Consider the following 10,023-nt stretch of genomic DNA (forward strand, 5'->3'; position numbering starts at 1 on the left):
GCCGTGGTTGCTATGGGTCGTGTTGGGGTATTATTACTTAATTTAGGTGGACCGGATAATTTAGAGGATGTCCGCCCCTTTCTTTTTAATCTATTTGCCGATCCCGAAATTATTCGCCTGCCATTTTCGTGGATGCAAAAGCCCCTGGCTTGGTTAATCTCGACAATGCGGGCAAAGAAGTCGCAAGAGAATTACCGTCAAATTGGTGGGGGTTCACCGCTGCGGCACATTACTGAAGCCCAAGCCCAAGCTTTACAGGAGACGTTAAAGCAGCAGGGGCAAGAGGCGAATATCTATGTGGGTATGCGTTACTGGCATCCCTTCACCGAAGAAGCAATCGCCCACGTCAAACGCGATCGCATTGAACACCTAGTCATTTTACCCCTATACCCGCAATTTTCTATCAGTACCAGTGGTTCCAGTTTCCGGCTGCTGGAACAACTTTGGCAGGAGGATGCTAAACTCAACCAACTGGAATACACGGTTATTCCCTCCTGGTATCAAGCACCGGGATACCTGCAAGCCATGGCAGACTTAATTGATCAGGAACTGCAACGGTTTGATCATCCTGACGCGGTTCATATTTTCTTCAGCGCCCATGGTGTTCCCAGTAGCTATGTCACAGAAGCTGGAGACCCTTACCAGCAAGAGATTGAGCATTGCACAGATCTAATTATGCAGACACTCAATCGCCCTAACCCTCATACCCTGGCGTATCAAAGCCGGGTGGGTCCTGTGGAGTGGCTGCAACCCTACACTGAAGATGCACTGCAAGAGTTAGGGAATCAAGGAGTCAAAGACTTGCTGGTTGTCCCGATTAGCTTTGTCTCTGAACATATTGAAACGTTACAAGAAGTTGATATTGAATATCGGGAAATCGCAGAAGAAGCTGGAATTCACAACTTCCAGCGAGTTCCAGCACTCAATACCCATCCCGTTTTTATTGAATCCCTCGCCACCTTAGTCGTAGATGCTTTAAACACGCCGCCCCGAACATTTGCCGAAGTTGTGCATCCTAGCAAAAAAGTTAAGATGTATCCCCAAGAACGTTGGGAATGGGGTATGACAACGGCGGCTGAAGTCTGGAATGGTCGTTTGGCGATGATTGGCTTTCTAGCTTTAGTTTTGGAGTTAATTAGTGGTCAAGGACCACTTCATTTTGTGGGATTATTATAAAACAGAGGTAAATGCTTTTACCTTGTCCCCTTCCTCCTTCCCGGCGAACCTTCTGCCTTGTCTTCACCAAAGTGTAAGTATTCAACCAGACATGATATGAGTTTTGGTGTAAAAAAGGGATAAAATACTTCAATCAGCCGTCAGGACTAACTGGCGGCTGACAAACTATTCCTGTGGTTTTTGCGAATCCACCACACGACATCCCGATTGGAATGTCTATTTGGATGAAAAGGTATTAAGAAATTGCTTAGCGAACTCGCCGCTTACGTCGTCTAGCTACTGCTTTGCGCTTTTTCTTTTCAATCGGCGTCTCAAAGTGACGCAAGCGCTTCATATCTGCAAAAATTCCTGCTTTGGACACTTGCCGCTTAAATCGGCGCAGCGCTGACTCAATTCCTTCATTTTCGCCTACAACCACTTGGGTCATACTATATCCTCCTTCTAGCGTACAGTACATAATGGATGATAATCATCATCCAATTCAATCTCTAACAAAATTAGCGTATTTAGACCAGCAGCGATACTGATCAATCGTGACTGTGCTTAGACTACACTCCTTGAATCAAACAGTAATTTAAAAGTAACTGAGACGGCTTCACTCATGAAAGTAGAGCAAACACCTAAACAGTTTTGACCATTACTAGCGTTGATTGAGTAACGCTCTAACGCTTCTCGCTTCGGGTAAGCATAAGCGTCTGAATCCCTTAAATGGGCGTTCAGAGATGCTTTCAAGGTACTCGTAGTCTTTCCCTTTACGGCTTTTATAGTGAGGTTTGCGCTCACTCTTCCCCACTTGTACGGGAAACAGCTAGTGTTGCTTAACCATACCGATACATCTCTATTTTACGTTTGGTTTTGCATTACTTTATTTGCCCATCAATGGCATCGTTGGACACATTTATCTGAAATATTTTAACGACTATTGCCATAGTAGCGATTAATTTCTAAGGGAACAAGCCTGTCCCCTTATCCGGTGAGACAGGACTGAACTTTGCTTTCCATCATGCCCAGATTACAACTTCGCGATCGCAGTGTCAATCAACGTCACCCCCTGTTCCACCGTTTCAATGCGACTCAGCTGATCTCGCAAGTCGCTGGCTCCAACAAAACCCTTAGTATACCACGCCAAATGTTTTCTGGCTTGCTGAACGCCGCGATCGCCTTTATACTCCCATAAAGCTTGTAAGTGTTCCTTGGCACAGATTAACCGTTCTACAGTAGTCGGTGGTGCTAACCGTTTCGCCGTTTTCAGGAAATGGTCAATTTCTCCCACCAAAAATGGATACCCCAATGTTCCTCGCGAACACATCACCCCATCCGCCCCCGTTTGTTCCAAGCATCTCACCGCTGACTCGACTGAAAAAATATCGCCATTGGCAATAACTGGAATCGACAGAACCTGCTTTACCTTACCAATCCACTCCCACTTCGCCTCACCTTTATACCCTTGGGCGCGGGTACGGGCGTGCAACGTTAGCATTTGCGCCCCCGCATCCTCCATCCGCTGGGCAAAATCGAGGATATTAATCTCGTCATCACTCCAACCAATCCGCGTCTTCACCGTAACCGGGATAGACACCGCCTCCACCACCGCCCGGACAATCGCCACCGCCGTTTCCGGTTCTCGCAGTAACGATGAACCCCCTCCCTTTTTAGTAATTTTATTCACCGGACATCCCATATTAATATCCACGGTATCCGCACCTTCCGCTACAGCTTTCTGGGCGGCTTCCCCCAGGAAATCAGGGCGACAGTCAAATAACTGGATACTAATCGGCTTTTCATTCGGATCAACATCCATGATTTTGGATAAACCCTGGACATGATGCAATCCGGCTGCATGAACCATCTCCGTATACATCATCGACTCTGGCGCATAGCGGCGCACCAGGCGACGGAATACCAAATCCGTGACGCCAGACAGAGGAGACTGGAGAACCCTACTCTTAACTTCAAACGAACCAATTTTCAGAGGAGTCGCTAATCGCTGCTGTAATTGAGAGCAAAGAACAGTCATAGTTGTAATTGCGCTTATAGTCAGAGAACCTTAGCTCTAGATTCAACCTACTGGCGTGGTACACCTTAATTAATGGATTAGAATTGGTTCGTAGTGAGGGAACTTTAGCCCTCTCTAGCTAGGCGTTATAGTACCCTTTGTGCTTACTACAAACAATTTCTACATCTCTACACTAATAAATCGCCACTGGATTCCCTGGTGAACCCGTTCCGCCCTTTATCTTTAGCGGTGCAAAAACAAATAAAAACTCATAGACTTTATCCTCTAATAAACGACTCACATCTAAATTTTCTATATTAGTAATTCCATGTTTGACCATCCATTCAATATGACAATCAAAAGGACGGTTGGTATCTTCTCCAGGAACCGCTTCTGTTCCCCAGGTATCTGAACCAACCATCGCCACTTTCTGCTGAGACAGATAACGACAAGCGGTAATCCCTGGTCCTGGTTCACCCGCGTTAAAAATACGACGATTTTCCGCCTTTTGTTCCTCACTCAAGCTATCCCAATCTTTGAGTTACCCTGAGATGTTTGCACGCCAATATGACCTAAACCATCAAACTGAGTGCCAATTTGTCCCAGTTCGGTGAGGACAACAACAATTAGGGTAAATACTATATATTGTAGGGACACGATAATATCGTGTCCCTACAGATGGCTTGAAGAGTCAACCTCCTTGTGTTTCCCCACACCCCACACCCAGCGTTATTCACGAGGCTCAGAGCGTTGTTCATGAGGCACAGAGCGTCATTCACGAGGCTTAGAGTTAACATCTGGGAAGTCTAGAAACTTGAGTCGGGGCTGGTTTAGTGACATCTGGGTGCAACCGCAATGATAGTTGTGAAACCCGCCCCTACACACTTAATATGAACGGTATTGACTGGTGTGGTGGTGGGCATTGCCCACCCTACGGTATATCTAGCCTGAGTCCCAGACGTTCCACGCCTTACGTCTCTACTACTCCGGCGTCAACTTAAGTTGACACCAATGGGACGCAGGTTATCCCTGTCTAAAGCTACCTGTAAACACTCGCTGCGCTGGTCCAGTCATGTAAATTCGTTGATCAATCTCGGACCATTCAATGTCCAAACAGCCCCCAGGTAGTTCCACCGTACAGATGCGATCGCATTTTCCGGTCAATACCCCAGCAACTACCGACGCACAAGCCCCCGTACCACAGGCTAAAGTGGCTCCAGCCCCCCGTTCCCAGACGCGCATTTTGATATAATCGGGGCGTATCACTTGAATAAATTCGGTATTGGTTCGTTTGGGGAAGACGGAATGATGCTCGAACTGAGGACCAATGAGTTCTAGGGGAATAGCACTCACGTCTTCTACATAGGTGATACAGTGAGGATTGCCCATGCTCACACAAGTAAGCTGCCAACTCTTCCCGCCCACCTCTAAGGGAACATCAATCACCTTTTGATCCGCTTGAGCCAAGGTTGTCGGGATTTGAGAGGCTAAAAGCTGAGGCATACCCATATTCACCCTAACTTTGCCATTGCCTTCCAGTTTCGGCGTAATCACCCCAGCTAAGGTATGAATCCGATACTCCGTTGAACCCGTGATTCCCTCCAAATCGGCTAGAAACTGCGCCAAACAGCGAATCCCATTGCCACACATTTCCGGTTCCGAGCCATCGGCGTTAAAAATCCGCATACTATAGTCAGTACCCTCAAGTCCTGGTAGGGCAAAAATCACCCCATCAGCACCGATGCCAAAGTTGCGATCGCACCATTGCACGGCTTGCTCTGAAGTGATTAGCGGGGCTGACTTTGACCGATTATCAATCAGAATGAAGTCATTCCCCAAACCGTGGTACTTTGTAAATTCGATTTCCATTATTGTCTCCCGCTTAACCATCTAATTATGAGTGAATTGTCCACCAATCTACCCAGTGTTCGTCAACTGCAAAGCTTGATTCGAGAAGCCCAAGAGGTTGAACTGAAACTCATAACCAATGAAATATTTACAGGCAGAGTGCGCTGGCAAGACACATCCTGCTTATGTATTCTAGATGAACAGGAACAGCCGATTATTATTTGGCATCACGCGATCGCCTATATTAAACCCAAGGGAGGCGGTGGCATGAATCGATCCCTCCAACTACGCCAAGAGTCTGCCGTGGCGAGTTCTGAAACAGCCGAGAGTTATGAAACCGTAGAAAGTTCAGAAACAGAGGAGAGTTCCGATAATCCCTTTGAATTTGCATAATCAGTCTTATGTCTTATGTCTTATGTCATTCGTCCTTTGTTCTAACTTTTCACGGTATGTGATGCCTCTGTAGGGGCGGGTTTCACGACTATCTTTTCGGTTGCATCCAGATGTGACTAAACCCGCCCCGACTCAGGTTGAAAAAGTTAGGTCATTTGTCATTTGTCAGAGTTTGATGAAGCGGAACATCGGTGATACTACTATCAGGGAGTGGCGTTAACCACTCCTGTAATTGATTCAGGGGATAACTTCCGCCACACAATAGTAGATGATCTTGCTCTCGAATTTCGGCATTGCCATCGGGAAAGGGGATAAACTTCCCTTCTCTACGAATTGCCTGTACTTGAATCCCATATTGACGCCGCCAATGGAGTTGAGATAGGCTTTTCCCGTGGGCGGGACTTTCTTCAGGAACAAACACCCACTGACAAGGATTGCTGGTAGCGGGATTGGTCATTTCTCCCTTTGCCAATTTCTTAAACGCAGACAGTTCATCGGGTTCACCCAAAGCCAACAGGCGATCGCCTTCTTCCAGACTTACCCCAGCATCAGGATAATCGATTTCCTCCCCTTCAGCGCGACGAATCGCCACCAAGCTAACCCCAGTTAAGCGGCGAATATCAGCCTGTTCTAAGGTGATACCCGTCAGTGGAGAATTTTCTGGCAAATCATACCATTTACTATTCATCATCTCAGCCGCCGTCCGTAAATCGCGGGCAATTTGAGACTGAGGTTGTTCGGGGCGCAAATCCAGATAATGGGAACTGCGAATTTTTTCCATTTCCTGCTGAATCACCCAATCAGGTACACCAATTCCGGACATCAAATGCGTCGCTAACTCCAAAGACGCCTCAAACTCCGGTTGCACCACCTCTCGCGCCCCCAGTTGGTACAGCAGTTCGATCTCCCGATCCTTATTCGCCCGCACGACGATATCTAAATTGGGATTTAATTCTAGCGATCGCTTCAAACATAACCGACTACTCATGGCGTCAGCCAAGACAATTACCATGGATTTTGCCCGTTCTACCGCAGCTTTATCCAATACGTGTAAACTAGCCGCATTGCCGTAAACATAAGGAATTCCTGCGTCTCGTAATTGCCCAATCACCAGCTCTGACTGCTCAACCACCACAATCGGATAATCATGCTCTCGCATCAGTCGCACTAAATTGCTACCACTGCGCCCATACCCACAAATCACCACATGATCATTTAGCTGTTGACTATTCAGTGATACGGCTTTCGGAGTTTCCATCGGTTCAAAATACCGTTGTAAGGGTGGGAAATTCTCCAGCCAGTTCAATGCTAGTGGTGTTAATCGTAACAGAAACGGTGTCACAATTAATGTCACCGCAGTTGTGCCTAAAATCAACAGATACACCGGGCGAGGTACTAATCCCAAGGTTTGCCCCTCACTCGCCAACACAAAGGAAAATTCGCCAATTTGCGCTAACCCCAGACCTGCCAGAATTGCCGTTTTTAACGGATAGCCAAAAAGTTTAACAATTGGGGTAACAATTAACGCTTTTCCCACCGAAACCAGCAAAACCAATCCCAAAATTAATTCTAGATTCGTCCACAGAAAAATCGGATCGATTAGCATCCCAATCGCGGCAAAAAAGAGGGCAGCAAAGATATCCCGCAGGGGTTCGACGTAGGTCAAAGTTTGATCGGCATATTCAACCTCAGAAATCATTAACCCCGCCACAAACGACCCCATCTCGATAGAGAGTCCCAACTGTTCTGTCAACAGGGCAATTCCCATACATAAACCCACAACCCCGAGTAAAAATAACTCTCGGCTTTCAGTACGAGCAAGGAATCGTAATAACGACGGAATCAACCATATTCCTACAGCAATGGCACCCGCCGCAAATAGACCAATTTTCAATAGGGCAAGTCCGACGGCTATACCAATCACTTCAGTGGGTTGGTCTAAAGCCGGGAGTACTGCTAACATTAATCCCAATGCCAAATCTTGCACCACCAAAATCCCTAGCATGACTTGCCCGTGGGGGGTTTCGGTTTCGTTGCGTTCCATCAAGCATTTGAGAACCACCGCCGTGGATGACAACGACAAAGTTGCCCCAAGAAACACACCTTGGGCGGGAGACGTGACCCAACCCATGCCCAAAGAGACTAATGTAGTAACTAAAATAGTCAGTACCACTTGGAGTCCACCACCGCCCAGAGCAATCTTTTGCACTTTTTTCAGTTCCGCCAGGGAAAATTCCACCCCTAGGGCAAAGAGCAAAAATGCCACACCAAACTGAGCCAGGGTTTCAATTTGGATCACCTCTTTAATTAGACCCAAACCCGCCGGACCCACAATCATACCCCCGACGATATAGCCCAAGAGCGGGGGTTGACGGCATAAGGATGCCAAGAGTCCGCCAGCCGCTGCTGACGCCAGAACAGATACGAAGTCGATAATCAGTCGGAAGTCTTCTTGCACCGGTGCGTTATCAAAATTAAAGTGCTATATCTTTATAGGATACAAATTTTCTTAAGATTTCCAACATTTTGTTAACTCCGGCAACATTCTGTGTTAAAGCACCGGGTTTGGAGTCAACGGGCGGATCGAGCCATTCCTGGTCACTCGGCGACCTTCACCCTATTTAGGTTGTTGGTGATAGCTCTGTAAATCGCTATCGAGAGACCAGATGAAAACTTCACTCATGTGAAAACGGTCACAAGCCTTATCAAATTCCTGAATAATACTCAAATCCCCAAAACTTGTTCCTTCGGGTTTGTTAGGAGCTTTGTTCCTACCCGCACAATCGGGGAACTCCTCAATCCAGGAGAGAATCTCTTTCATATCGGGAAAAACGACAGGTTGCCAAGGTGCGTCACCAGAAAATGCGGCTTTAACAGCGACAACAAATCGTTGAGCTGTGGTTCGACGGATGTTGCCATCACCATTCTGAGCAATGTGATTACCTGTTTCAACTATTGTCACCATGGGTAAGAGAAAGGTACATCTAGCCTCAACAAAAGTCTTAAAATCTTCAGTTACTTTTTCCTTTGATTCATTGCAGTTGGGGACATCTAGCAAGTTGAGAAATATGCTGGTATCAATCAGGCAAACGCTGCTCATTCCCCCTACCCCTGCAAACGAGCAAGCCAATCTATTGCTCGCTGTTTTCGTTCCTCAGGAGTGTGCGGTGATTTAATAAATCGATCAACGACTCCAGTTGTGACCAACTGCCCCAGTGGACCTTGAGATACGAGACCTGGAAATTCATCCATATCTCCGAGTCTGATCAGACGGCTATTTCCGTCCTGTGGATCACGAAAACAGAAGACAACATCTCCGAGGGCGCGATCAGGCAAAGCATCCATCAGCGCTGGGTTATGAGTGGATAGGAGTACCCGCAAGTTACGGCGCTCAGCGATTGCCCGAATACTGGCGAGTAAATGTTCAGCTCTGGTAGGATGAACGCCATTGTCGATTTCCTCAATAACCACTAGGCTCCCTTCAGTGGCAGAAAGCATAGCCGCAGCAATTGCCAGTACCCGTAGGGTTCCATCAGATAACAAGGCGGCCTCACAAGGGCGCTCAATGTTCCCAAATGTCTCTGTGAGGCTTACCATGACTTCATCCCTGGGTCCAATCAAAAAATCCAACCCGGAAATTGCCTGTTCTGGGAGACTCTGGATAAAATCTAAAATTGCCTGTTTATTGCTAGCATTACCATTCCATAACCGAAATAGTACGCTGGGAAGGTTGCTGCCATCCCCTTGCAATCGCTTATCCGTCTTGAAGCTATACTCGCGCATTCTTGCCGGAATGGGATCGAGAAACAGAATGTTCTCCAACACACGTTGATAGTTACGGACGATTTCTGGAATAACCTGTTGAGACGTTTTGTGCTTAGCATTAAAACTAGCAGGGCTGTCCAGTTGAACGAATATCGCCATCTGATCGCTACAGGTGATGTGGGGCTTATTTCGTCCTCTGGCAAAGTTGTTATAAGCCACATCAACATCCGTTCCCATACCCTGAGAAGGTCTATCCAAATCGTAGAGGACTTGATCTGAGGCTCCAGTTATTCGCTCACTACTGATATGTAGTTCGCCATCCCGAACAGTGAGAGTCAGGGTGAGTTCGCTCGATTCAGTCCAATCGAGGTGGCAACCGATAGTAAAACTTGATTCTTCTTGATAACATAGATCGCTGATCCGACCTCGAACAATGCGATCAGAACGGTTTGTCTCATATTGAATGCTGGAAAGTTTTTTCCCTTGAGCCAGCCAGGACAGAAAGCGCAAACCTTCTAATGCATTACTTTTGCCAGAAGCATTTGCACCGATTAAGACAGTCAGCGACCCAAGGGGTAGTCGTCCTTCACGGTAACTTTTGAAATTTGCCAGAGTGAACTCAGACAGGATAGCTCTCATTTGACATCCTCTTAATAAACTGGCATTTCCAGTTATCATGTATTTTAGTTCAACGGTTGGAACTTACCGTTCCGAAAAACCTATACAGGACTATGCACACCTAAGCATATCTGGACTTGCGTCGGAACGTGCAGACTGAGACTCACCGTAGTCTACGTTAGACGGGTCACGACACCTTGATATGAACGCCAGTATCAGGCTCTGTC

The 10,023-nt window shown here is 46.9% G+C and carries 10 protein-coding genes; 2 read left to right on the forward strand and 8 right to left on the reverse strand.

Translation table 11 applies throughout. From position 1 onward, the window contains the following. Positions 1-12: 12 nt before the first annotated feature. On the forward strand, positions 13-1,176 hold the full coding sequence (hemH, locus tag RIG27_RS33105) for a ferrochelatase (protein ID WP_446351287.1): 1,164 nt from the start codon (positions 13-15) through the stop codon (positions 1,174-1,176). A 247-nt stretch (positions 1,177-1,423) separates the two neighbouring features. On the opposite strand, the gene rpsU is transcribed toward hemH, so the two are convergent. The 5 genes from rpsU to dapF form a co-directional block, all read right to left on the reverse strand. Beyond that, positions 1,424-1,603: a 30S ribosomal protein S21 gene (rpsU, locus tag RIG27_RS33110; protein ID WP_006098158.1), complete on the reverse strand. Its 180-nt coding sequence runs from the start codon at positions 1,601-1,603 to the stop codon at positions 1,424-1,426. A gap of 585 nt (positions 1,604-2,188) precedes the next feature. Next, the gene (dusB, locus tag RIG27_RS33115; protein ID WP_446351288.1) at positions 2,189-3,193 is read right to left on the reverse strand and encodes a tRNA dihydrouridine synthase DusB; all 1,005 of its coding nucleotides are present in this window, start codon (positions 3,191-3,193) and stop codon (positions 2,189-2,191) included. A gap of 172 nt (positions 3,194-3,365) precedes the next feature. Then, the gene (locus tag RIG27_RS33120) at positions 3,366-3,695 is read right to left on the reverse strand and encodes a hypothetical protein (RefSeq protein WP_446349517.1); all 330 of its coding nucleotides are present in this window, start codon (positions 3,693-3,695) and stop codon (positions 3,366-3,368) included. Then, on the reverse strand, positions 3,692-3,829 hold the full coding sequence (locus tag RIG27_RS33125) for a hypothetical protein (protein ID WP_446351289.1): 138 nt from the start codon (positions 3,827-3,829) through the stop codon (positions 3,692-3,694). The genes RIG27_RS33120 and RIG27_RS33125 overlap by 4 nt, the downstream gene beginning before the upstream one ends. Positions 3,830-4,195: 366 nt before the next feature. Further along, complete coding sequence (dapF, locus tag RIG27_RS33130; RefSeq protein WP_446351290.1) at positions 4,196-5,041, reverse strand: diaminopimelate epimerase; 846 nt, start codon at positions 5,039-5,041, stop codon at positions 4,196-4,198. Positions 5,042-5,068: 27 nt separating this feature from the next. Here dapF and RIG27_RS33135 point away from each other — a divergent pair, with 27 nt between their 5' ends. Further along, entirely contained in the window at positions 5,069-5,413 is a 345-nt protein-coding gene (locus RIG27_RS33135; protein WP_446351291.1) for an Hfq-related RNA-binding protein, read from the forward strand. A gap of 151 nt (positions 5,414-5,564) precedes the next feature. On the opposite strand, the gene RIG27_RS33140 is transcribed toward RIG27_RS33135, so the two are convergent. From RIG27_RS33140 to RIG27_RS33150, 3 genes are all read right to left on the reverse strand, one after another. Then, complete coding sequence (locus tag RIG27_RS33140; protein ID WP_446351292.1) at positions 5,565-7,871, reverse strand: cation:proton antiporter domain-containing protein; 2,307 nt, start codon at positions 7,869-7,871, stop codon at positions 5,565-5,567. A gap of 159 nt (positions 7,872-8,030) precedes the next feature. Continuing rightward, positions 8,031-8,513, reverse strand: a complete 483-nt coding sequence (locus RIG27_RS33145) for a hypothetical protein (RefSeq protein ID WP_446351293.1) — start codon at positions 8,511-8,513, stop codon at positions 8,031-8,033. Positions 8,514-8,518: 5 nt separating this feature from the next. Then, positions 8,519-9,817 (reverse strand): AAA family ATPase, encoded by a 1,299-nt coding sequence (locus RIG27_RS33150; RefSeq protein ID WP_446351294.1) that lies wholly within the window; start codon positions 9,815-9,817, stop codon positions 8,519-8,521. Between the last annotated feature and the right edge of the window lie 206 nt (positions 9,818-10,023).

This window comes from Coleofasciculus sp. F4-SAH-05, from assembly GCF_040222985.1.
Lineage (GTDB): Bacteria > Cyanobacteriota > Cyanobacteriia > Cyanobacteriales > Coleofasciculaceae > Coleofasciculus > Coleofasciculus chthonoplastes.

Bases quoted from the DNA above. Each gene is read 5' to 3' on its own strand.
- rpsU (WP_006098158.1), bottom strand. From the start codon at position 1,603: ATGACCCAAGTGGTTGTAGGCGAAAATGAAGGAATTGAGTCAGCGCTG.
- dapF (WP_446351290.1), bottom strand. From the start codon at position 5,041: ATGGAAATCGAATTTACAAAGTACCACGGTTTGGGGAATGACTTCATT.
- hemH (WP_446351287.1), top strand. From the start codon at position 13: ATGGGTCGTGTTGGGGTATTATTACTTAATTTAGGTGGACCGGATAAT.
- RIG27_RS33135 (WP_446351291.1), top strand. From the start codon at position 5,069: ATGAGTGAATTGTCCACCAATCTACCCAGTGTTCGTCAACTGCAAAGC.
- dusB (WP_446351288.1), bottom strand. From the start codon at position 3,193: ATGACTGTTCTTTGCTCTCAATTACAGCAGCGATTAGCGACTCCTCTG.
- RIG27_RS33145 (WP_446351293.1), bottom strand. From the start codon at position 8,513: ATGAGCAGCGTTTGCCTGATTGATACCAGCATATTTCTCAACTTGCTA.
- RIG27_RS33150 (WP_446351294.1), bottom strand. From the start codon at position 9,817: ATGAGAGCTATCCTGTCTGAGTTCACTCTGGCAAATTTCAAAAGTTAC.